This window comes from Deltaproteobacteria bacterium CG11_big_fil_rev_8_21_14_0_20_49_13, assembly GCA_002796305.1.
Classification (GTDB): Bacteria; UBA10199; UBA10199.
Genome location: PCWZ01000020.1, coordinates 27097 through 50529, shown reverse-complemented (window position 1 = coordinate 50529; position 23433 = coordinate 27097). Strand labels below are relative to the sequence as shown.

The window sequence follows — 23433 nt, the reverse complement described above, 5'->3', positions numbered from 1 at the left end:
TCCGTTACCGTTACCATTTATTTTCTATTTCTTTAGGAGACTCCTCGCAGGGCTCAAAAAAACGCCGCCTGGCGGCTCTCTCCAAATCCGTCCCAACAAAAGCTTGCGGCCCCCGAACATCCATTACATTCGACAAGAGAATCGTGAACGTCGTCCCCTTTTTCTCCGGTCCATCGTCTATGCTGATCTTGCCGTTGTAGAACTTCACTATCTTTTGCACTATGGCTAGTCCAAGACCAACTCCGTCCTTTTCCATCTTCTTTGCCTTGACCGTACGGTAGAACTCATCCAGCACCCTTTCCCGCTCTTCAACGGATATCCCAACTCCATCGTCGTTTACAACTAAAATCAGGTCGTCGCCAGATTTTTCTGCAGATATGGATATATTGACCGGGTCTCCGGAATATTTAATCGCGTTGGAGACAAGCTGTGATAACAGAGCTCCGATCTGCCCCACATTGGCATTTATCTCTATTGTTCCATCTATCTTGATATCCCACTGAATGCTCTTCCCGTGATATGGCGAATCGAATTGCTCCTTTACGTTATCCATTAGAGCTCCCAGAGAAAATCTCTCCGCTATCAATTCGCCGCGCATTATCTGTTCGTCAAATCTTATGAGATCGAACATGTCTTTGACCATCGCTGTCATGTTGTGGCAACGACGATAGGCGTTAAAAAGGATCGACCTCACCTTTTCACTGATGGGCCCGACAAAACCGTCTGCGACCGATTTGATGGAAGACTGGGCGGCGGCGAGCGGCGCCTTTAGATCGTGCGCCACGTGCATCATCGTCTTCATTCGAACGTCCTCCATCATCTTCAGCTCATTGATGGTGCCTCTAAGCAGCTCTTCCCTCTTCCGCAGAAGAGCAGTGATGTTGGCGACGAAATACAACATCACCGCGATCACAAGAACGAAACATCCCGCTTCAATCAGAAAAAGAACGTTGCTGGGTTTCGGTATGATGATCCCCTGCCAGACAAGCGGAAAAGGATAATATGGTATGATACCGAACTGGCTCATGAAGGCGAGAGCAAGAAAGAACACGATCGAAGAGAAGGTGATCGCCAACACTAAAGCGTTCGGCAACAGCAAGCAGGATATGATAACATTGAAAAGAAATATGTAGATCAGGGGGTTTGCGACACCTCCCGAATAGTATAAAAAGAGCGACAGTACAATGTAATCAAAGACGAACTGGGTGCCGATAAAAACATAGATCTGAGTCGAGGATGAATACCTTTTCTTCGTTCTTTTGTCGATCACAAGATAGACCACGTTTAAAGCTACAAGAAAAAATCCTAGGGCAAGGAATTTTTCAACATCTATGACAGGATAAAAAAGGCCGGCCACGCAGCAAAAAAGCAAGAGAATGGTTATAAATATCCACCTCATCTGGATGAACCAATGTATACGGGTGGACAAAATATCTAAATGGCTTGTGGTGACACAATTATCCAGCTGTAACATTAAATTAGCCTCGAGCACTTTTTATGGATCACTTCAGATGAGCGGAAACGAGCTTCGTCATCTCGAACATGTTAACCTGTGATTTGCCGCCGAACACCAGTTTCAGTTTTTCGTCTGCGTTGATGTTGCGCTTGTTATTGGCATCCTGAAGACCGTTCTTCTTGATGTAGACCCAAAGACTTTTAACAACTTCCGTTCTGGGCAACGGTTTGTCCCCTACGACCGCGGCCAACGCCGCATCCGGTTGCAACGGCTTCATGAATCCTGCGTTCTTTTTTTCTGGCATAAATAGCCCCCCGTTTGGTTGTTCCTAATTTCGATAATTTATACTCGAGATCTGTGGGAAATGATAGTAAAAAATGGCCCGCCAAGAATGAACAACGCCAACCAGCTCGCGTCCGCGGGACTATTACCACATCCATGCCTGTGTGGAAATGGAAAAACTCCTAAAAAAACCGGCAGACATCTTTTAGGCGTCCTGCCGGTTTTTTTTACTAAAGCTCGAGACCCAAAGCCGGTCTATTTCGATTTTATGAGGTTAAGCGCGACCTACTCATCCCACGATTTATCGTAACCGTCGTAATGTGTCTCATATGAGCCCTTTTTCTCGTTCACCGATAGCATGCTTGCGTCATACCACGCCTTTTCCCATTTTCACAACAACACGATGCTTGATAAGTTCACGGCTTAGCCCTATCACTCCATTTTTAATGCGCTTGCCATCGAGCTCCATAAAAGCAACGCCCTTCTCACAGCGTTCCGGGTTCAAGACCTCTATATCATAGACCGCATCACCGTGCCGGTAGGTCATCTTAAATCCGTCCCATTCTCCCGGAATGACCGGATCGATCTGCAACGTTTCGCCTCGCACCTTGAGTCCGAGGATCTCTTCCACCCAGACGCGGTACATCCACGACGCCGAACCTGTGTACCAGCTCCAGCCGCCGTGTCCCATCCATCCCTGGGCGGCATAGACATCCGCCGCCACTACGTAAGGTTCCAACCCGTAACGCCAGACCATGTCCGGGTCGTGCGCGTGTTCTATGGGATTTAAGAGTCGGAGTATCTTATAAGCACGGGTTCCGTCTCCGCTGCGCGCCATGGCCATGGCAAGCCATAGAGCGGCATGGGTATACTGGCCTCCGTTCTCACGGATACCCGGCGGATATCCCTTGATATATCCCGGTGAAGGGACCGCTTTGTCGAACGGCGGTTCAAGTAGCATTGCCAAACCTTTCTCCTCGCTAACAAGTCGGTTCCACGCCGACTCTAGGGCCTTCGCTGTGCGTACCTTATCGCCGCCGCCGCTTAAAATGGCCCACGATTGGGCTATTGAATCGATCTTGGCTTCATCGCTCGTTGCGGAACCAAGCGGCGAACCGTCGTCAAAGAACGCCCTTAGATACCACTCTCCGTCCCATGCAGATTTTTCAACGTGTTCAATGATCGCTTCACGTTCTTTGATATAGGCGCTACCCAGTTCCGGACGTTTCAAGACCACTGCCATCTCCGACATGCGGCTAAGGACCTCCGCCATGAACCATGCGAGCCAAACGCTCTCGCCCTTCCCTTGGGCCCCTACAAGATTCATTCCGTCGTTCCAATCACCCGTCCCCATCAGGGGCAATCCATGGCTACCGAACCTCTGGCCGCGTTTTACCGCGCGCTCGCAATGTTCGAAGAGCGTGCCGCTCTCGGATGATATCACCGGTTTCTGGATGGTCTCGTGCTGGTCCTCTTTAAGTAACGGCGCATCGAGATACGGGACAATTTCATTCAGGATCCCCGTATCGCCGGTGACCCTGACATACTGGGCGGCCACAAAGGGGAGCCACAGAAGGTCGTCGGATATCCTAGAGCGGATCCCTTCTCCGCTAAGCGGTTGCCACCAGTGTTGAACGTCCCCTTCCTTGAACTGGCGGCTTGCAACGTAAAGAATGTGTGAGCGCGCGAGGTCCGGATACGAGTACAAGAGGGCCATAACGTCCTGAAGCTGATCGCGGAACCCGAAAGCTCCGCTTGATTGATAGAACGCGGAACGTCCCCATATGCGGCAGGAAAGATTTTGATAGAGCGTCCACCGGTTGATCATAATGTCGGTGGCCAGCTCCGGCGTGTGTATCTCGATAGTTCCAAGCCGGTTGTTCCACCAGTCCTTCGTCTCTTCAAGGGAGTCCGAAAAATGGAGATCGTCGCGATAGGCAAAGACCAGCTCCTGAGCCTCGTCAACCGAGTTAGCCTCACCCAGCATGCAGGTGATCTCGACCTGTTCGCCCGGGGCAAGTTTTAATGTGACCTGAAGCGCGGCACAAGGGTCAAGCCCGGCGCCCGTCCGGCGAGAGAGTCTCTTTCTCTCCATCGCCGCAGGGTCTTCCATGGACCGGTTCCTTCCCATAAAGGCGGTGCGATCACCGGTGTATGAAGCGGCGTTCATGCTCAGGGCGGCAAAGGCTACCTTGTCGCCATAATCTGGATTATAGAAATTGCGTGCCGTCAGAATATTCGTATCACTGTCCCAGTCAGTGACGATATGGGACTGCGATGATTCGCGGATCTCTCCGAGCGTCCACTCGGCATAATGGGTCACAGAGATCTTTCGCGTCCTTGCGGTATCGTTCTTAAGTGTGAGCCTTTGCAGCTTAATCGGCTCTCCGCCATCGTCATTCACAGGAACGAATACTATCAGCTCCTGTTCTATGCCGTGGCTGTTATGTTCATAGACAGAATATCCGGCACCGTGTCTGGCGCGGTACGCGGTCTTTTCGCGAATAGGCGACGCGGTCGGCGTCCAGAAGACGCCGGTATCTTCGTCACGAATATAGATAGCCTCTGAAGGAGGATCTGTGACCGGATCGTTCGACCATGGGGTCAGACGATTGCGCTGACTGTTGCCGGCCCAAGTAAATCCCGAACCCGTTTCACTTACGAGCGTGCCGAAGTTCGGGTTAGCGATCACATTTACCCAAGGTGCCGGTGTATTGATCCCCGGAGCAAGATAGACGGCGTATTCACGGCCGTCGGTGGTAAAACCTCCAACGCTGTTAAAGAATGGGAGATCCATGAACGGGAGTGCGGCCGAAGGATCCTTTGAAGCACGCCTTAGAACTATATTTTCCGGCATGTCGGGGGCCTTGAGAGGCGCACTCAATTGCTGCTGGAGTGTGCCGCGTGCCACAACCATCACAACGCTCGCCACGGCCCTAAGAAGCGTGAGGTCTTCCGGCGCAATGATATCCGCACTGCGAAGGAACACTCCGCCCGGTTTATCCACACCCGTGACCGCGGTATGAGACTGAACGAGATGTTCAAGCTGTTCGCGTAGCGGCTGGGTGTAGCCGGCGGCCTCTTCATTAAGAATGACGAGATCCGCCATCAGCCCGTGCATCCGCCAATATGTGTGGGCCTGAAGCAATTGCCTTACAAGCCCCAAGTCCCTCGCCTCACTGACTGCGACAAGGAGAATAGGAAGGTCCCCGGAGATTGAATAGGCCCAGAGGCCTGACTGTCCCTTTCTATTCTGTGAAATTCGTTCAGATGTAGAACGAAGAAGCGAACCGGGATAGAGAAGATGACTTGCCAGCTGCTGAAAAGAGCGGGCGTCGTCAGGTTGAATGCGTAGCAGACGCAGTTCAAGCTGGGCGGAGGCCCACGCAAGATCAAGTGCATGATCGATGGCATGCACGTCGCCGTACTTGGCGGTCAGACTAAGCGCATGTTCCCGCGACTCTCCCGCGGCAAGCACCATGGATACCTGTACTCGCTTACCCGGATGAAGCACCACGCTCTTGCGAAGGCTCAATACTGGGTCCAGAACAAATCCTTGGCTGCGTCCCGGCTCCTGCGACGCCCCCATGGGACTTGCAATAGTTCTTCCGCGGCCTATAAAACGCCTACGGTCGGTCTCGAAACGCAGGTCTTCGTTCTGCTCGCCATCGAACGTCAGGCGGTGCGCAACGAACACAGGGGCTTCATCGCTAAGACGAGGACGACGATGCGCGAGTAGCACATGTTCCTCCGGCAAGGCTTCGGTCTCTATAAAGAGCTTGTTGAAGGCCGGATGCTTAATGTCCGCATCGTGCGTCGACATCGAAAGCTCAACGTAACTCGTAAGATCAAGCCTGCGGGTACGCATGGTACGATTGATGAGCGTGATCCGCCGTATCTCTACATCGTCCTCCGGCGCAACAACGACCTCTGTCTCACTTTCTATTCCGTGATCAAAGCGTCGGAACATGGCCCTGTCGAGCGTAAAGTTCGCACCGTAGTCAGATACCTTTCCCACGGTCGGCTGGTAGGTGTTACACCAGAGCTGGTTCGAATCCACATCGCGTATGTAGCAGAATGTCCCCCATGGGTCTCGGGTCTTGTCCGAACGCCAGCGAGTGATCTCAATATTGTTCCAACGGCTGTAACCGCCGCCGGCGTTCGTTACCATCAGGCTGTAACGGCTGTTGGAAAGAAGTTGTGTCTTCGGACTGCTGGTATGAGGCGTATCGAACTGACTCACCGCGGGCGTCACGTCGCCAATACTCGCAACGGAAGAAACACGCTCGCGCGTGGAGATGTGATGTAGCGGAGGAGTGTTCGGAATACGCTCATGCAAAAGGGACTCGGCGGCGCGCACGCGCGGATCGCTGTGAAAATGGCGCTGGAGAGAATTATCGTGGAGCAGATTGGTGAGCGCCATAAAGCTCATTCCCTGATGGTGAGCCATATAGGTTCTTACCGCCACGCCGTGCTCGCCCTCGCGGCTTGGCTGTTGGGAAAAATCGATCGCCTCGTAATATCCGTAATCGTTGAGGAGCCCCAGCTCCGAAAATCTTTTCAGGTTCTTGACCGCCGCCTGTGGAGCGATATTTAGCGCCAGCATGGTGGCATAAGGCGCAACGACCATCCTCTCTGCCAGATCACGCTTGAGCCCCAGTTCAGGCACACCGAAGGCCGCGTACTGATGGGTCTTGTGAATATCCAGATCGCCGTATGCGCACTCAGATATCCCCCACGGCACATGGTGTTTGGAACCGTAGGCCATCTGAATGGCCACGGCTTCGCGCGTCGATTTGTCGAGCAAGGAATTTGCATAGCTACGCTGAAAGAGCAGAGGCATCAGATATTCGAACATCGTCCCGGTCCAGCTGAGGAGCACCCGTCGCCGGCCGATAGCGCCGTAGGGACGGCTCATGGAGAACCAGTGATCTGTGGGAATATCACCGCGGGCGATGGCAACGAAACTTCCCAGGCGCGCTTCGCTCGCCAGCAGATCGTAAAAAGCGCGGTCCAGACGTCCTTCAGAGACGTTGTATCCGATAGAGAACAACCGGCGGTCGGTATTGTACAGAAAGTTCATGTTGATCGAGCCGGAGAGATCGCGCACTGAATGCATTAGTATGATGGAATGATCGAGCTTTTCATTGGCAAGCCACTTTGACTTTTCGAAGGCGTTGACGACCCGGTCTATCCAGTCGCGCAGGGCAGCGTCGCCCGCCGGCGCAATGGTGCGTATGAAAGCAAGGGACGCTATGCACGGAATCTGTCCGCTGGCGATATCTTTAAGCGACGGCACGTTTTGAACGGCGGCACGGAATGCAGGTACGGCATAAGGGTCGAGTATGGATATCTCGCCTTCCGTCTTTTCGCTCAAGATCTCTATCCACGTAAGATAACGGTCGGCGATATTCTTCCATGCCACAAGCTGGTCCTCAACCTGTTTTATCCAATATATTATCTTCTTGTTAGGTGCGGCGGCATCAAACGCCCTCTTGAAAAGGTCGCCGGTCTCTTTTTCTGTCCTTCGAAGGAGAGAAAGAAGCCCGACAGCGGTATCCGGCGGATACTTCCATGCCTGCATAAGTTCACGCATGACCTGAAAATTAAAGCCAGTCTGTTTTTCGTCGCGGATGACCTGTTGCAAGACATGCACCGCGTCTTTGAGCCCTTCGAATGCCTGGGGCCCAAGGAGCGGCGACTGAATGAGATCAATAAGCCCCTGGTCCATGGACCAGAGCGAACCGAGCAGGTTTCCGCTGTCCACCATGGAAACATAGCGGGGGCTTAGGGGTTCCAGCGTCTTAATATCATACCAGTTCAAAAGATGGCCTTCGTAACGCTCAAGTTTTGCAATGCTCTCCATCGTCTTGCTCAGTTTAAAGACAACATCGTCTAGAGTGACATATCCAAAATCCTTGGCGCCGAGCACGCTCACCAGATAGAGTCCAATATTGGTAGGGCTCGTCCTCATGGCGAGCTTGTCCTGATAGGCGACCTGATAATTGTCCGGCGGCAACCACGAGGTATCATCGTTCACGAAATCAGTGAAATAGCGCCATGTCCTCCGCGCAACATCCCGCATGAACTGACGGTCCTCCGCCGGAAGCATGAATTGCGGCTGTTCTACCTTCGGCCGCCTGTTAAGAAGCCATCCAAAGAGAGGCGAGATGAACCAGAGGATAAGCCACGGCAACGCCGCCTGAAAACTTTCCGGACGGAATTGAAGTAGCGCCCATCCTACGAACACGCTTAACGAACTGATAAGAACGAGTGAAAGAATGAAGACGGGCACCTTGGCCTGGACAATGCCATGCGCGGCCTGTGCCGAGGTCCACTCAAGGAGCCTTCGATGGGAGATGCACCGACGATAAAAGACCCTCATCGTTGCATCAAAAGAAAGCCATGCCTGATACGGAAGTAACGCCGCCTCCACCAGCACGCGTAGCATGTCGTATACCTTCTTGGCAAAAGAGACGCCCTTTATTCCCTGCCCCGTTGTCGCCCAAGTGACCGGCTGTGCCAGAGAGTGAAAGAACAATTGAACGGCGACCACAGCAGTAGCTATCCACCCGGCCTGTGAAGAGATGAACCACGAGGCAATGAGAAAGCCCAAACTGGTCGCGGGGAGCCAGCTGCGACGGAGGTTGTCGAGCACCTTCCAGCGGTCGAACCACGTAAGGACGTTAGCATGACGCCCGCCGCCGGCCTTTGGAACGCGCGGCAGTATCCAGTCGGCTATCTGCCAGTCTCCCCGGACCCAGCGGTGTTGCCTTTTAACGTAGCTTAAATAATCCTGCGGGAACTCATCATACAGTTCGATATCGCTGGCAAGTCCTACCCTGACATGAGAGCCTTCGATAAGGTCGTGGCTGAGGAGCAGGTCCTCCGGAAATCTGCCGGAGAGGACCTTACTGAAAGTTCGAACGTCGTAGATACCCTTGCCGTGATAAGAGCCCTCACCCGCAAGGTCCTGCGAAACGTCGGAAACGGCATTCGTGTAAGGGTCGATGCCCACGGGGTCGGAGAAGAGCCTGCTAAATGGCGCGCCGCTCGTGCTCGGGAGTGAAGGACTGACACGCGGTTGTATGATAGAGTAGCCAGACCGGACACGACCTGTGCCATGCATACGCGCCACGTTAAGAGGATGCGACAGCGTCTCTATCATCCTGCGAGCGGTGTCGTGCGGCAACTGTGTATCGCTGTCGAGGGTGATCACATATCTTATATTAGCAAGGCGGTCCTGATCCCCTACGTAGACAAGGGGATCGACATCCGGCGCTCTTGTTCCGTCGATCAGACGATTTAGCTCTTCAAGTTTTCCGCGCTTTCGCTCCCAGCCGATGAATTTTCCTTCCGAGGCGCACCATTTCCTCTCGCGGTGGAAGAGAAAGAAACGCCCGCCTTCATAACGCTGGTTCAAGAACTCGATGCCCTTTCTGGCGGCATGAAGTAAAGGCGCATCCGTTTCGACATGGTCCTTGTCGGCATCCGTAAAATCAGAATAAAGGCCGAACAAAAGATTGTTGTCCGTATTGGCTAAATAGCGGACCTCGAGCTTTTCCGCTTCTTCCCTCACCGTCTCCAGATCGGTCAGCATCATCGGGACCACGACAAGGGTCTTGCAGGCGTCGGGAATGCCCGAGACCTTAAAGTCCATTTTCGGCAGGGTGCGCGGCGGAAAGATGCGCGTTATAAGATAATTGACCGTTTCAAGGGCTATCTGGCTCGCTGGGATCACAAGAAGTGCGGCGATGAGCAACTGGGCCCAAATAAGATGTGCGTTGAGGCCAAATCTGAAAGAGAAGAAAAAACATGCGGCTGTAAAGATGGAGATGCCGATCAAATATACCGCGGTATGATGCCTATACGCCCAATGAAGAAAACGGAAGCGAAGGGCCTCCCTGCAACCGACACGTTTGGCCAGATTCCCTCTCCTGTCGCCTATCAAATACGTTCCCACATGCCCCGAAAGCTCATCACGCCCCGGGCCGAAGCTCGCTTCAGAAGCCATCTCGACGGCCTGTTTTGCGACCTCTTCCTCCGAAAGGCCGGACCCGCGGTGGAGATCTTCAATGGCGCGGCGATACATATCGCGCGTGGCAAAATCCATTTTAGAATAGATGTTCGCGGGATCGTGCCGCAACGTCTGATCCACCTTGCTTAGTGTCTCAAAACATTTCTTCCAATCAAGAAGCGAAAGCTGACGCAAACTTATAAAGGCGTTCCCTATCGAGAGCTGATCCTTGGTCTGACGGTTAGTCTCACGAATGGTCAGCTCGTTCAATGTCCTGTGGAATGTTCTTTCAAGCCAGCCCTGCACGGGGACCAGTGCGGTCCCTTCGTCGTAGAGGTAATCTATCAGCTGAGCGGCAAAACATGGGCTGGGGTTAGGTTCGGACTCGGAGAGCTCCGCCATGATAGAAAAGAGCTGGTGTGGTTTCCTACGAGTGACCGTTATGAGGCGGTTGGCCCACAGATCGGCCAGTTCCCGCTCGCGCAGATCGGAGACCGCCCTTTCAGCCAGCTGTCCGATGCCTTCGAGCAGTACTGCCCTGAGCATCTGGGGAACCGCCCAGAGCTCGCCTATCGAGAGCGTCTTTTCGGACTGATATGTTTCGATAAAGGCGAGCACGTTCTCTTCGTCTAGGCGCATATCGGTGTGAGAAACGAGTTCGCGAGCCAGGCCGTAGATGCGAGGCAACCCGCGTTCGGGGCCGTTCGCAAGGGAAGGAAGCTGCCGGTAAAAGTTACGCGGAAGATTGAGCCGTATGTCGCGGGCCGTGCTTTCGAGTATATATTCATTGTCAAGGAGCCACTCGGCCGCGGGCGACACGCTCTGTTGCAGATGACCGGCCTCGGAAAGGTTAAGACACGCCCACTGCACCCACTTGCGCCCCTCTTCGAGGTGCCTTAACAGTTCTATATTTTTAACGGGCTTTGGATCAAGTTGATGATCTGCGGCCAGACTTTTAGCATGTTCAAGAAGTTGTGAGAGATTAAGCGATGTTCCTCCGGGACTAACGTTCTCCAGTTTCGGACCTTTGATCTGCTGATGAAGGACAAAAAGGGCCGGTGGTATCTCACCGATCTCGAGAAAGAGTTCGAACGGAACCCGCATCTTTTCGATAGGTTCCTGCAGTATCAGGACGGTCTCGCCGGACGCAAGCAGGCGCGCGTGATATTTAATGAGCTTTCGGTCGACGCCAAAAATTGAACGTCGCGCCCTGACCTTTCCGTCCTCACCCTTGCTTAATAACGCGGCACGGCCAAAACCTTTATGCCGTAATTTCTTGAGCGCCTCACGAGCCTCTCCTTGTTTGGCAAAGTAGCCTATCAGTACGCTGATCTTCATTTGGTATTAATTATCCCCCTATACACACCAGGGTACCTCTAAAAACCTGCTCGTTCTGTCATTGCGAGCCCCGAAGGGGCGCGGCAATCTCCCCGCAAACACTTGATTTCACTGGATTGCTTCGGTCGCTACGCTCCCTCGCAATGACACGCCGATGGGTTTTTAGAGGTGCCCACCAGTTATATGACGCGACACCACCCCCAGATACAAATTCGCGCATCAGGTTTGTAGCTTATCCTACTAATCTTGCAACGAAATAACGCACTTCACCCAAAACCGCCATTATGGACGGTGTGCCCCAGCCCGTAAGGAGCCGGTGTGCGGGGGATGTATACCCCAAGGGCGTCACCACTGGCGTTTACCGGGGGATGTGTGCCAATATAATACAAGGGAAGGTAATTGTCGGTTTTCAGATGGCCGGCGACAGTTCCAGACATCCTTGACATTTTATTGCCCTGTTTATAAACAAGAAGTGAAAGGGGTTATATGAGATCATTTGAAAACAATCTGGTTGAACATCGGATCGACATCACGCACAAACCGCTGGAGATCCTGCAAGTCAATGTCGGCAAGCTCTGCAACCAGGCCTGCCATCATTGTCATGTGGAGGCGGGACCGAAGCGAACCGAGATCATGGAAAAGAGAACGGTGGATCGCCTGATCGAACTCTTGGATCAATCGCCCACCATTTACACCGTCGATATCACCGGCGGCGCGCCCGAACTCAATCCTCATTTTCGCACACTGGTTGCAGCCGCCAGACAGCGGAACAAGGAAGTGATCGACCGATGTAATCTGACGGTCTTCTTTGAGAAAGGCCAGGAGGAAACGGCGCATTTTCTGAAAGCACATCAGGTAAAGGTCGTGGCCTCTCTTCCGTGTTACTCCAAGAAGAATGTAGATGCTCAGCGAGGCGGTGGTGTGTTCGATAAGAGTATTCGCGCCTTACTGTTATTGAATGAACTCGGTTATGGAAAGAACGATTCGGGACTCACACTCGATCTGGTTTACAATCCGCTGGGGGCCTTTTTGCCTCCCTCACAAGAGAAGCTCGAACTCGATTACAAAAAAGAACTGCACGAACTCTTCGGCATCGAATTCAACCATCTCTTCACGATTACCAACATGCCGATCAAGCGATTTTTGGATCAATTGGTCAGAGAAAATAAATATGAAGAATACATGACACTGCTCGCGAACAACTTCAATGCCACTGCGGCTTCGATCGTCATGTGCCGAAACCTGATTTCCATCGGGTGGGATGGAAACATCTATGATTGCGATTTTAACCAGATGTTAGACATCCCTAGTGGCAAGACAAAAACAAACATTTGGGATATTGAAACCTTCGATCAAATTAACAAAAGCCCCATCGCCTTTGCCAACCACTGCTATGGCTGCACGGCGGGGGCCGGGTCATCTTGTGGAGGAAAACTGATATGACAGACAATCATCATACCCTGGAAACGGTAAAACAATATTATGGAAAGACGCTCAAAACCAATGCGGACTTAAAGACCAACGCCTGTTGTACGTTGGATGCCATGCCCGTACATCTGAAACCCATCCTGGGTCAGATTCATCCGGAGGTGTTGGAGAAATTTTACGGATGCGGCTCGCCAATTCCCGCCGTATTGGAGGGCAAAACTGTTCTGGACCTCGGTTGCGGAACAGGGCGGGATACCTTCCTTCTCTCCAAACTCGTGGGATCGGAAGGCAAGGTGATCGGTGTCGATATGACGGCGGAGCAATTGGCGGTCGCCAAGAAGCATGTCGACTATCACGCGCAAACCTTCGGGCACGAAAAGAGCAATATAGAATTCTTAAACGGGTATATCGAAGACCTTGAGGGGCTGGGGATCAAGACCGGTTCCATTGATGTCGTGGTCTCCAATTGTGTCATCAATCTCTCACCGGAAAAGCGGCGGGTCTTTTCCGAAATCTTCCGTGTGCTGAAACCCGGCGGTGAACTCTATTTCGCGGATATCTTTTCCGACAGGAGAATCCCGAAATATCTGGCAGAAGATCCAACGTTGATAGGTGAATGTCTCGGTGGAGCCTTGTACACCGAAGATTTTCGCAGACTCATGATGGATGTGGGGTGCCTTGACCACCGTGTGGTGACGCAAAGAAAGCTTACCATTGAGAACCCTGAGCTTGAGCATCAACTGGGGGCTATTTCATTTTATTCGGTGACCGTTCGGGCATTCAAACTGAAGTTGGAGGATCGCTGTGAGGACTATGGCCAGGTGGCCTATTACTTGGGGACCATCCCTCAATGTCCGCAAGCCTTCCCGCTGGATGATCATCACCTTTTTGAAAAAGGAAGACCCGTGCTCGTATGCAGAAACACGGCGGCCATGCTGACACAGACCCGATACGCGCCGCACTTCCGTGTCGAAGGGGATGTGTCGACTCACTACGGTTTATTCGATTGTAAACCGCAAAGGTCCACCGGTCCCGAGGAAACACCATCAAACCAAGGGTGCTGTTAAACCATGATTACCTTTAAAGACATTTCGATCATCATTCCTGTCGGGCCAGGCGAAGGCGCGCTTTCAGCGCTCTTGGGAGATCTTCGACCTATTGAAAAGGAGGCGGAATTGATCGTCGTTCGCGGGGCATCACGGCCCAAACAACTGAACGTTGGGGCACGTAAGGCTACACGAGATTTTCTGTGGTTTCTGCATGCCGATTCCAGACTCTCATCAAAAACTCTCGTCGCTTTGCTCGGATCTCTGGGCAAAAATCCACATGCCCTTCATTATTTCAATCTGCGCTTTTTGCCCGATGGCCCGCCGCTGATGTTTATCAATGAAATCGGGTGCTGGATTCGTTCCCGCATTCTCGGTGTTCCATTTGGGGATCAAGGATTTTGTGTATCAAAGGAAAAATTTGAAAAGATCGGGGGTTTTCCTGAAGATGCTCTCTATGGGGAAGACCATTTGTTCGTGTGGCGGGCCAGGCAAAAGGGAGTCCAGCTTCGGTGCACCGGCACCCCGCTCCGCACGAGCGCTCGCCGCTACGCCGAAACAGGTTGGGCGAAGCTCACGTGGATGTATGCCTGTCGGTGGACTCGTCAGGCATGGCCTTCATTAAAAAAAACTTTATGAAGCAACTTTTAATTTTTGCAAAGCACCCCGAAGCAGGTAAGGTCAAGATCCGTTTGGCCCAAGCGATCGGTGCGGTCAATGCTGCTTTGGCATACAAGACAATGGTGGAGATTGTGATGAGGAGTACCAAACCCTGTAATGGGGAGTTCACCCAAGTCTTGTATTACGACCCTCCGGAGCTGAGAGAGAAATTTCAGTCATGGCTGCAAATAAGCCACCTTAAGCCTCAATCTGGTGGCGATCTCGGTGAGAGGATGAAGCAGGCTCTCACTCAAAGCTTGGAAGAAACCGAACATGCCGTCTTGATTGGGACTGATTGCATTGATGTGGATCGTCCCCTTATTTTGAAAGCTTTTCAGGATTTGGAGAAAGCCGATCTTGTGCTCGGACCGGCAAAGGACGGCGGTTATTATCTGATCGGATGCCGCCAAGTTTATCCGGAGCTTTTTGCCGGAATCGATTGGGGGACCGAACGTGTTTTTGCGCAAACGCTAGAGAGAGCAAGAGGCTTAAATTTAAGCACGGCCTTGCTTCCGGAGTTGGAAGACATCGACACAGGAGAACAATATGGAAAATTTGGAGAAAAAATTCGACCGGACCTCCCGCTTTTATAACTTGATTGACTGGCCCTTTGAGAGATTCCGCTATCGAAGGATCAGGAAGCGAATATGGGAGGGATTATCAGGAAAGATTTTGGATGCCGGTGTAGGTACCGGCTGTAATATGCCCTTCTACCCAATGGATGCGGCTGTGGTCGGTATTGATTTGAGTGCGGGAATGCTTGAACGCGCTAAAAAAAAGGCATCCTTGTATGATGGGAAAAACGTGGAGTTCAAAAAGGCAAGCGTCTATCAACTTCCTTTTCCCGATGAATCCTTTGATTTCATTGTCGCGACCTTCCTCTGCTGTGTCGTGGATCAACCTGCCGTCGCCGCCCATGAATTGAGGCGCGTTTGCAAGAGGGGCGGGAAAATCCTTTTCCTTGAATACGTCTTATCCAAAAAACCGATCCGACGATTGATCCAAAAGATGGTGACCCCCTACACTCGTTTCATGTTTGGTGTCGATTTTACTCAAGACACACTTGCTACGCTACAAGAAGCGGGTTTCAGAATTCTCAACGAAGAGGATATCACGGGTGATGTTTTGAAATTGATCGTGGCACAAACTTAAAGGAGCATTGATGCAAACCAAAAAATATCATCTCATCGTCATTGGTGCCGGCTCCGGCGGCTTGGTCGTTGCCGCAGGGGCCGCCGGCCTTGGTGCTAAGGTGGCGCTGGTTGAAAAACACAAGATGGGTGGTGATTGCCTCAACGCCGGCTGTGTGCCGTCGAAAGCCATCATCCGCTCGGCGAAAATCATCCATGATGCGCGAACCGCCGAGCGATTCGGATTGCAATCCCACAACTTCGACATCAAGCTCGATTCGGTTTTGGCCTCCGTCCGCGAGGTTCAAGAGAAGATCGCTCCCCATGATTCCGTCGAAAGATTCACGTCGCTCGGAGTCGACGTCCGTCTGGGTGAATACCGATTTATTTCTCCGAATCAAATTTCAAACGGCAAGGAAACATTGGAAGCTAAACGTTTTGTCATTGCTACCGGAGCCTCGCCCTTCGTGCCTCCCATTCCCGGAATGGATAAAATTCCCTATCTGACGAGCGACAATGTCTGGCAGTTAAAAGAGTTGCCGAAAAATCTCATCGTTTTGGGAGGCGGTCCGATCGGAGCAGAACTGGCGCAAACCTTTGCGAGACTCGGCAGTCACGTCACCGTCGTTGAAATGGCTGACAGGCTGTTGATTCGCGAGGATCCCGAAGTATCCGAGCTGGTCAAAGAGAGGTTTGAGGCGGAAGGCCTTACGGTATTACTCAAAACGAAGGCCGAACAAATCGATGGTGGGTTGATCGTTTCTGGTCCTGACGGACAGAAAAGAAAAATCACATTCGACCGGATTCTCGTGGCCGTCGGACGCGCCCCCAATGTGAACGGCCTCGGTTTAGAGAAAGCGGGTGTTCAGTACGACAAAAAAGGGGTCAAAACAGACGCGACACTCCGGACGACAGCCAAGAATATTTATGCCTGCGGCGATATTGTCGGCCCTTATCAATTCACGCACACCGCCGATTTTCAGGCCCGGCTGATTTTGCGCAATGCCTTGTTTCCCGGAAAATCCAAAATCGATTATCGTGTCGTGCCGTGGTGTACGTTTACCGAGCCCGAAGTCGCTCGTGTCGGCCTCAATGAATCCGAGGCCAAACAAAACAGCGTGGCACACGATGTGTATCAATACTCTTTTAGCGATCTCGACCGCGCCGTTTGTGACCGTGAATTCGAGGGATTTATCAAGGTGCTGACCCACAAGGGGACGGATCAAATTTTAGGCGTTACGCTCGTCGGCTCCCACGCCGGAGATTTATTGCATGAACTGGCGTTGGCCATGCACCAGAAGATCGGTTTGAAAAAAGTGGCAACGATGATTCATGTCTATCCGACGCTGGCGGAGGTCAGCAAACGCATTGCCGATATCTACCAGCGCAGTCGACTGACCGACGGCTCAAAAAAATGGCTTAAGCGTTACTTCCGATGGAGATTTGGATAAACATGAAGAAAGGGTTCCTCATCATCCTTTTTATTTCCGTTGTTCTGGGGCTCTATTTTCTCACCCCTGCGCAGACTTATCTGTCGAAGGAAGGGTTTGACCAATTGGGACTTTGGATTCAGTCGCAAGGGGCTCTAGCGCCCCTTGTCTTCGGACTCATCTACATCGCCGCCACGGTCTTTGCCCTTCCGGGATCGGTCTTGACAATTGGCGGAGGTCTCTTATTCGGTACCTGGTGGGGGACGCTGATTAACTGGCTCTCCGCCAGCCTGGGCGCCCTGATCAGTTTTCTCATTGCCCGTTATTTGGGGCGGGACGCCGTATCAAAGATTCTCAAGAGCAAAGGAACTCTTCAGGGAATGGACGAGAAAATCGGCAACAACGGATTTTACTCCGTACTCCTATTACGGTTGGTTCCTTTATTCCCGTTCAACGGCCTGAATTTCGGCTTAGGCCTGACAAAAGTCTCTTTTCGGGATTACACTCTCGCCACACTTCTGGGAATGCTTCCCGGAACATTTGTGTACACCTCTTTAGGTTCTGCCGGACGGCACATTCATTTATCCGATCCCTCAACATGGATGCAAATTCAAGTATGGGGGCCATTCGTGCTCGTCATTCTGCTGACGGTTGCGACCCGAATCATGATTAGGAAAAAATAATGGGTGACCCCTCCCCTCCCGTCATCGAAGGTTGGCCGGTGCGCGTGAGGTATTCGTCCTCTTCTTTGGCCTCCTCTTTATAATCGAGCTCATTTATCGGTCTTGGATCTTTCATATCATCTCCCCATCAGCAGTTCATAGAAAAGTGCGGCCGGCTCGGAAAGCATAGCCCCCCTTTTCTTGATAACGCAAATGTTCCTTTTAAAGGGATCGCCGGTTATCCTTAAATGAGAGCACTTGTGACTCATAAGTTCGTTCTTGATGAAAAAGTGAGAGAGCATCGCCACCCCCAAACCCGCCTCCGCAAGCCTTACCGCGGCGCCGATATACCAGACATCAATTACCTCTTTCGGAACAAGGCCCCTTTGCCGTAAAGCAAGATCTATTATCTGCCGTGTCCTGCTCTTTTTCGGATACATTATGAGAGGCCGTTTTACAAGTTCTTCGGCGCTTATCTTCTTTAAGGCCGCAAGCGGACCCTTCCTCGAAACAAGAGCGTCTATCCTGTCCGAATCTATCACGTTCTCTTCTAAAAGGGGATGCGGCATTCCTATACCCGAGATGACCCCTATATCGTACTTCCCCCTTATCACCCCGTCCTCTATCTCTTCGCTCTCGCTCACTATCAGCTCAACATGAACGCCCTTGCCATGCACGATGTAGATTGACTGCCCTGACCTGACTACTGAACGTCCACGACCTCTACGTCAAACTCGAGCGTCTTGCCAGCAAGCGGATGATTAAGATCTATCTCTACGTCATCCTTGCCCACCTTGGTTATAACGGCCTGAAACTCCTGTTCGCCCACACTTCCCTGAAGAACGCTACCGGGCTTGATGTCTGGCTGACCTTCAAGTGCCGTACGCGGGACTTTTTGGACCGCCTTGGGATCCCTTACTCCATAACCGTTCCCGGGAGCAACGCTCACATGTTTTTTGTCACCCTTCTTAAGACCAACAAGCTCCCCGTCGAGCCCGGGTATTATCTGTCCGGAACCGGCCACATAGACCAGCGGTTCGCGTCCTTCCGATGAATCGGCGACCTTGCCGTCCACCGTTAGCGTATAGTTTATACTGACGGTCTTTCCGTTCGCTATATCCATTTCGATCCCCTTTTCCGCCACGGTGTCAGAATCCTTTTTCTTGCACGCAAAAACAACCACTAAAGCCGCGATCAATACAAGCGCCAGTCTCTTTTTCATTTTCTTCTCCTTGTACGCCCTATTCGTACCTTAGGGCCTCTATCGGGTTCAATTTTGAAGCCTGATGCGCAGGCCATATACCAAAAACAATACCGACTGCAAATGAAAAGATGGTTGCAAGTAAAATAGATGAAATTGAGACCTTGACGGTCCAATCGGCAAAGATGAGCATGGAAAGCGCTATCACAAATCCTATGCATATCCCAAGGACGCCACCTATCAGGGACATCAGCGTGGACTCGCATAAGAACTGAACGAGAATATCCGTATCCTTTGCGCCGATGGCCTTGCGTAGCCCGATCTCGCGAGTACGCTCGGTGACGGAGACAAGAGTAATGTTCATGATACCTATGCCGCCGACAAGTAGCGATATGGCGGCGATGGCGCCAAGTAAAAGGCTCATGGTCTTTGTGGTCGCCTCAAGGGTCTTTCTGATATCGGACATGTTCCTTATCTGGAACGAATCCTGCTGGTCCTTGGTGAGTAGCCTGTGTTCTTTAAGGACCCATTATGGCGACAAATTCGCCCTTCTCTATCTTTAAAGAGACTCCGCGAAGGGCCCGAACCTCCACCTTGCCCATCTGGTACGTCTTATGTACTTCTTTAAGTTCTATCATCTTCTACTTTGATTTAGTTTGTTTTCTTCTCATCGGCATAAAAGGATTGTTCTTGGCGTCCGACCTTTGAGGCTCATATTTTTTGGCCTTAATAAGGATCTCGTCCGGGGCGGTTACGCCCGAAAGTACCTCAATCTTCCCCTCGCCCGTTATTCCGGTCTCAATGACCTTTTCCACTCTTTTAGAGCCGTCACTCACATAGACCACCTTATGACCATTCACGCTAGAGACCGCTTCCATGGGAAGGAGGAGCGCATCGTCCTTGAAGGCGACGATGAAATTTACACTTGCGTTCATGCCGGAACGGATAAAGGCCGGAGGTGATTCGGGGATAAGATCTACCTCGTAGATGGTGACATTGTTGACCGTCTTTGATTCGTAATAGAGATGTTCGACCTTGGCGTCTATCTTCGTCTCCGGATAGGCGTCAAGTGTGATAAAAGCCGGCTGGTCCAGCTTTATCTTTCCGATATCGGTCTCATCTACCTGCGACCTTATGATAAGATGGTCCGAAAGGACGATAACGGCTTCATTTACGGTAACGGTCTGCCCCGCCTGCATCTTCGAAACGATCACTTCGCCGTCTATCGGGGATATAAGAGATATAGGTTTATAGGCCTCTTTCCAATATTTAAGAGAAGCCTCACCTTGAGCGCGCGCGGCATCAAGCAACGCGGAACGTTCGGTGGAGCTCATCCATGCAAGGGTTTGGCCGACCTTTACCCGCCCTCCCTCTTTCACAAGTATGGTATCGACCCTGCCGTTGACGGGCGGTTTTATCTCAAGCCTGTTCTTTGGAAGGACGGTACCCGTTGACGATATCACATTCTCGATATATCCGACCTCCGATTTGATCTTCACATATTCGTCCGGCTTTCCGGCGCACGAAACTATCTTTATGAGGATAACCAAGGCAACGAGCGTCAAACAACCGCCGAGTATCAACTTAAATTTATTATTCTTCATAATCAAGTGTGCCACCTTTCGCATATATCCAGCCGGCCTCAGCCCTAAGTGCGTCGGCCTTGGCCATGATATATGTCTTCTTGGCCCTTACCAGTTCGTCTTCTATGATGATCCAGTTGTCGAACGATGCGAAACCGGTCGAATACTGGGCGTCGGCAATATTGGAACGCTCCTGCGTGGCGGCCAAAAGTTGTTCTTGCACCGAAACATTTTCCGCGGCGTCTAAAAGTGAGGCCCACGTCTCTTGAAGGCCCACAAGGGCATGGTCCTTGGCGCTCCTCTCGTTCTCTGCCGCCTGTTTCAGGACCGCCTTTGCCTTTGCGACCTGTGCAAAACGGAGTCCCCCTTCGAATATCGGCATAGATACCCCGACGCCTACGCTTAACTGATTGGTGTTCGGAGGCCAGTTCTGGTTCCACCTGTTGGCGCTCGCCGTTATATTCTTCTGCGCCTTTTGCTGTTTCACGGCCTCACTTGAAGAAATAAGGTTGGGATTGGCCTCTCTGGCCGATTTAAGACAATCTTCCCACTTTAAAAAGTCCTCCGCATAAGTATTAACCACAACTTGAACATTAACACATAATATAGTGATAAATATGATTATTTTACTTAACATTTAGGTCCGCGCAAAGACCCCTTTTCATCTGCCTGTCGTAACTATAAATATCCCTTCTAAATTCCAGGTCACCATCATCGTCCACCCATGAAGTGAGGTAAACCACACTAATAGGGATATGCTCGTCAAGGTTGAGGAACCTCTCGTTCTTTCTGTGCATCTCTTTTTCTATTCTCTCCCTGTCCCAGCCCTCTTTGTCCTTTAGCACTATCTCGGCAAGCTCTACGGGTCTTTGTATCCTTATACATCCGGAACTAAAGGTCCTTGTCATGCTCTCAAAGAGTTTCTTTGTGGGAGTGTCGTGAAGATAGACGTCGTCCTTATTGGGGAACATGAATTTTATCCTTCCAAGGGCATTGCCACCCCCCGCATCCTGAACTATCAGATAATCAAAGTTGTCCTTGTTTAACTCCCCCCAGTCAATGGTCGCGGGGTCTGTTTCTATGAGCTCTCCGTTCTCCCTTGCATAGACCTTCATCCCCATCTTCTTTAAAAAATCGGGGTCCTTTTGTATCTCAGGTATCTTGTCCTCAACCGCTATCTTCACAGGAACTCTCCACTTGGGGCTAAAGACTATATATTCGATCTCATCGTTCAAAGGCGGCGTCTTTCTGTCGAGTCTTCCTACTATCGCCCTGCTCTCCCATTCGACATTGCCGTTAATATAAAGTCTGGCCATGTAGTCGGGTATATTCACCACGACATAGCGGTCGGAGCTGATGCGCGGAAGGATGTCCGAAAGACGCTTAAGGCCTATTCTCATCTGGCAGATCCTCTCCTGCGGAGATATGTTAAGCTGGGTGACGGTGAACTTTCCAAGGACGCCGTCATCTAAGATGCCGTTCCTCCCTTGAAACTCCATCAATGCCTGCGAAAGTTCGTGGTCGAACACGTCCCCGCTCGCCGGCTTTTTCAGAAGTCCCTCTCCGTGCAATCTTTCGCGCAAAATGGGCACCCTTGGATCGGTATCGCCCTCCCCTGTCTTTTTGCCGGACGGGACCTTGGGCCATGAAACGTCGGCATATTGTTTTACGAATTCATTGTAGGCCTTCAGGAAATTAAGATATCTCGGGTCAGCGCCCTTGTCGAAATAGGCCGAGACCGTGAACGAAAGGAGGACAAAAGGCAGAATTAAAATGAGCGTCTTTATCCTTAACATGTGACTATCTTGAGCATATTTGTGGCGCCGGGGGTCGTAACGGTACCGCACAGGATAACGACCCTATCGCCTTTTTTGATCTCTCTCTTCTTTTTAAGCATCCTGATACCGCTTTCTATCATAGCATCGATGGATCTCCAAGCGGGGATAACGAATGTCTTAACGCCGTAAAAAAGAGCGCTCCTTCTTGCCGCATCGATGCTGGATGCAACGGCCAGTATATCGCAGTGCGGCCTCTGTTTTGAGACATAAACGGGAGATTTTCCGGTCATAGTAAAGACGATTATAGCCTTCGCCTTTGCCTCTTCGGCAGCGAACGAAGCCGCCCTTGTTACCGCGGTAACGGAGTTATCGTCCGAAGGGTCGAGCTCGTACTTGATATGGATGTGATATCTGCTGAGCTCGGAGGCCCTGATTATCCTTGTCATGGTAGCGACCGCGTTAACGGGATCGTGACCCACTGCGGTCTCGCCGGAAAGCATGAGGCAATCGGCCCCCTCAAAGACGGATGTGGCGACGTCGTTGACCTCCGCGCGCGTGGGCCTCGTCATTGTCACCATGCTCTCGAGCATTTGAGTGGCGACTATTACGGGGCGTCTGAACTTGCCGCACATTTTTATTATCTCTTTTTGAACTATCGGAAGCCTCTCTATGGCCGTTTCGACGCCAAGGTCGCCCCTTGCAACCATAACGGCATCGGCCTCCTTCACTATCTCTTTAAGATGGGCAAGGGCCACGCCCCTCTCAATTTTGGCAACGAGCGGAAGTATTCTACCCGCCTTTTTCATTATTTTCTTCGCCTTCACAAGATCTTCGGGCCCCTGAACGAACGAGACGCCGATATAATCGACCCCGTTACGGACGGCGAACTTCAGGTTTTCAACATCCTTCGGGGTCAGCGCGCCGCCCTTTATGGCAATGCCGGGGAGATTTATCCCTTTATGGTCACCTATGAACCCGGAGCTCCTCGATTCCGCTATTATCTTTCCGCTCTTTTTAGAAATGACCTTAACTTCCAATTTGCCGTCGTCGATAAGAAGCGTATCGCCGCTTTTGACATCGCCCACGAGCCCGGCATAGGTAATAGGGATATCTCCTTTTGAGGCTGTGGATTCAGGTGCCAGGATGACCTTTTCACCGGCCCTTATCTGGATGGGGTTTGGAATCTTATCGGTCCTTATCTTGGGGCCTGAGAGATCGGCAAGGATGGCGATATGTTTGCCGGTGATCCTTTCGACATCTCTTATGGTCTTTATACCTGCCAAATATTCGCATTTCTCACCGTGCGAAAAATTGATCCTGGTGACATCGAGGCCGGACTCTACCATTTTTTTGAGCGTCTTAAGGTCCGAGGACTTGGGACCGATCGTCGCAATGACCTTCGTCTTTTTTGACATGGACGCT

General features: G+C 51.6%; 17 protein-coding genes. 7 read left to right on the top strand and 10 right to left on the bottom strand.

Annotation, left to right across the window (positions count from 1 at the left end; all coding sequences use genetic code 11):
• Nucleotides 1-10: 10 nt before the first annotated feature.
• The 3 genes from COV46_01750 to COV46_01740 all read right to left on the bottom strand — a co-directional run bounded on the left by COV46_01750 (nt 11) and on the right by COV46_01740 (nt 11093).
• Nucleotides 11-1474, bottom strand: coding sequence for a hypothetical protein (locus COV46_01750; GenBank protein PIR18061.1), 1464 nt, complete (start codon nt 1472-1474; stop codon nt 11-13).
• 28 nt (nt 1475-1502) lie between these two features.
• Complete coding sequence (locus COV46_01745) at nt 1503-1760, bottom strand: DNA topoisomerase III (protein PIR18060.1); 258 nt, start codon at nt 1758-1760, stop codon at nt 1503-1505.
• Nucleotides 1761-2105: 345 nt separating this feature from the next.
• Complete coding sequence (locus tag COV46_01740) at nt 2106-11093, bottom strand: glycosyl transferase (GenBank protein PIR18059.1); 8988 nt, start codon at nt 11091-11093, stop codon at nt 2106-2108.
• A gap of 486 nt (nt 11094-11579) precedes the next feature.
• Between COV46_01740 and COV46_01735 the strand changes: the two genes are divergently transcribed.
• The 7 genes from COV46_01735 to COV46_01705 are packed head-to-tail and all read left to right on the top strand — an operon-like array spanning nt 11580 to nt 17470.
• Nucleotides 11580-12536, top strand: a complete 957-nt coding sequence (locus COV46_01735; protein ID PIR18058.1) for a radical SAM protein — start codon at nt 11580-11582, stop codon at nt 12534-12536.
• Nucleotides 12533-13588 carry a methyltransferase type 11 gene (locus COV46_01730; GenBank protein PIR18057.1) on the top strand — a complete coding sequence of 352 codons (1056 nt, stop codon included), beginning with the start codon at nt 12533-12535 and terminating at the stop codon, nt 13586-13588. The genes COV46_01735 and COV46_01730 overlap by 4 nt, the downstream gene beginning before the upstream one ends.
• A gap of 3 nt (nt 13589-13591) precedes the next feature.
• Nucleotides 13592-14206 carry a glycosyl transferase family 2 gene (locus COV46_01725; GenBank protein PIR18056.1) on the top strand — a complete coding sequence of 205 codons (615 nt, stop codon included), beginning with the start codon at nt 13592-13594 and terminating at the stop codon, nt 14204-14206.
• The gene (locus tag COV46_01720) at nt 14179-14820 is read left to right on the top strand and encodes a hypothetical protein (GenBank protein ID PIR18055.1); all 642 of its coding nucleotides are present in this window, start codon (nt 14179-14181) and stop codon (nt 14818-14820) included. Before COV46_01725 ends, COV46_01720 begins: the two co-directional genes overlap by 28 nt.
• Nucleotides 14774-15379: a methyltransferase type 11 gene (locus COV46_01715; protein PIR18054.1), complete on the top strand. Its 606-nt coding sequence runs from the start codon at nt 14774-14776 to the stop codon at nt 15377-15379. Before COV46_01720 ends, COV46_01715 begins: the two co-directional genes overlap by 47 nt.
• 10 nt (nt 15380-15389) lie before the next feature.
• Entirely contained in the window at nt 15390-16808 is a 1419-nt protein-coding gene (locus tag COV46_01710) for a pyridine nucleotide-disulfide oxidoreductase (GenBank protein ID PIR18053.1), read from the top strand.
• On the top strand, nt 16793-17470 hold the full coding sequence (locus tag COV46_01705) for a TVP38/TMEM64 family protein (protein PIR18052.1): 678 nt from the start codon (nt 16793-16795) through the stop codon (nt 17468-17470). The genes COV46_01710 and COV46_01705 overlap by 16 nt, the downstream gene beginning before the upstream one ends.
• Before the next feature lie 116 nt (nt 17471-17586).
• Here COV46_01705 and COV46_01700 read toward each other — a convergent pair whose 3' ends face one another.
• The 7 genes from COV46_01700 to pyk all read right to left on the bottom strand — a co-directional run bounded on the left by COV46_01700 (nt 17587) and on the right by pyk (nt 23426).
• Nucleotides 17587-18135 (bottom strand): hypothetical protein, encoded by a 549-nt coding sequence (locus COV46_01700; GenBank protein PIR18051.1) that lies wholly within the window; start codon nt 18133-18135, stop codon nt 17587-17589.
• Between the two features lie 17 nt (nt 18136-18152).
• Entirely contained in the window at nt 18153-18572 is a 420-nt protein-coding gene (locus COV46_01695; protein PIR18071.1) for a peptidylprolyl isomerase, read from the bottom strand.
• A 118-nt stretch (nt 18573-18690) separates the two neighbouring features.
• The gene (locus COV46_01690) at nt 18691-19116 is read right to left on the bottom strand and encodes a hypothetical protein (GenBank protein ID PIR18050.1); all 426 of its coding nucleotides are present in this window, start codon (nt 19114-19116) and stop codon (nt 18691-18693) included.
• 175 nt (nt 19117-19291) lie between these two features.
• Nucleotides 19292-20278, bottom strand: coding sequence for an RND transporter (locus COV46_01685; GenBank protein PIR18049.1), 987 nt, complete (start codon nt 20276-20278; stop codon nt 19292-19294).
• Nucleotides 20244-20870, bottom strand: a complete 627-nt coding sequence (locus tag COV46_01680) for a hypothetical protein (GenBank protein ID PIR18048.1) — start codon at nt 20868-20870, stop codon at nt 20244-20246. The genes COV46_01685 and COV46_01680 overlap by 35 nt, the downstream gene beginning before the upstream one ends.
• Nucleotides 20860-22029: a hypothetical protein gene (locus COV46_01675; protein ID PIR18047.1), complete on the bottom strand. Its 1170-nt coding sequence runs from the start codon at nt 22027-22029 to the stop codon at nt 20860-20862. The genes COV46_01680 and COV46_01675 overlap by 11 nt, the downstream gene beginning before the upstream one ends.
• Nucleotides 22023-23426, bottom strand: coding sequence for a pyruvate kinase (pyk, locus tag COV46_01670; protein ID PIR18046.1), 1404 nt, complete (start codon nt 23424-23426; stop codon nt 22023-22025). The genes COV46_01675 and pyk overlap by 7 nt, the downstream gene beginning before the upstream one ends.
• Nucleotides 23427-23433 lie beyond the last annotated feature (7 nt).

Bases quoted from the DNA above. Each gene is read 5' to 3' on its own strand.
- COV46_01750 (PIR18061.1), bottom strand. From the start codon at position 1,474: ATGTTACAGCTGGATAATTGTGTCACCACAAGCCATTTAGATATTTTG.
- COV46_01690 (PIR18050.1), bottom strand. From the start codon at position 19,116: ATGTCCGATATCAGAAAGACCCTTGAGGCGACCACAAAGACCATGAGC.
- COV46_01745 (PIR18060.1), bottom strand. From the start codon at position 1,760: ATGCCAGAAAAAAAGAACGCAGGATTCATGAAGCCGTTGCAACCGGAT.
- COV46_01725 (PIR18056.1), top strand. From the start codon at position 13,592: ATGATTACCTTTAAAGACATTTCGATCATCATTCCTGTCGGGCCAGGC.
- COV46_01675 (PIR18047.1), bottom strand. From the start codon at position 22,029: ATGTTAAGGATAAAGACGCTCATTTTAATTCTGCCTTTTGTCCTCCTT.
- COV46_01685 (PIR18049.1), bottom strand. From the start codon at position 20,278: ATGCGAAAGGTGGCACACTTGATTATGAAGAATAATAAATTTAAGTTG.
- COV46_01735 (PIR18058.1), top strand. From the start codon at position 11,580: ATGAGATCATTTGAAAACAATCTGGTTGAACATCGGATCGACATCACG.
- COV46_01730 (PIR18057.1), top strand. From the start codon at position 12,533: ATGACAGACAATCATCATACCCTGGAAACGGTAAAACAATATTATGGA.
- COV46_01720 (PIR18055.1), top strand. From the start codon at position 14,179: ATGGCCTTCATTAAAAAAAACTTTATGAAGCAACTTTTAATTTTTGCA.
- COV46_01740 (PIR18059.1), bottom strand. From the start codon at position 11,093: ATGAAGATCAGCGTACTGATAGGCTACTTTGCCAAACAAGGAGAGGCT.
- COV46_01680 (PIR18048.1), bottom strand. From the start codon at position 20,870: ATGTTAAGTAAAATAATCATATTTATCACTATATTATGTGTTAATGTT.
- COV46_01715 (PIR18054.1), top strand. From the start codon at position 14,774: ATGGAAAATTTGGAGAAAAAATTCGACCGGACCTCCCGCTTTTATAAC.
- COV46_01705 (PIR18052.1), top strand. From the start codon at position 16,793: ATGGAGATTTGGATAAACATGAAGAAAGGGTTCCTCATCATCCTTTTT.
- COV46_01710 (PIR18053.1), top strand. From the start codon at position 15,390: ATGCAAACCAAAAAATATCATCTCATCGTCATTGGTGCCGGCTCCGGC.
- COV46_01695 (PIR18071.1), bottom strand. From the start codon at position 18,572: ATGGATATAGCGAACGGAAAGACCGTCAGTATAAACTATACGCTAACG.
- pyk (PIR18046.1), bottom strand. From the start codon at position 23,426: ATGTCAAAAAAGACGAAGGTCATTGCGACGATCGGTCCCAAGTCCTCG.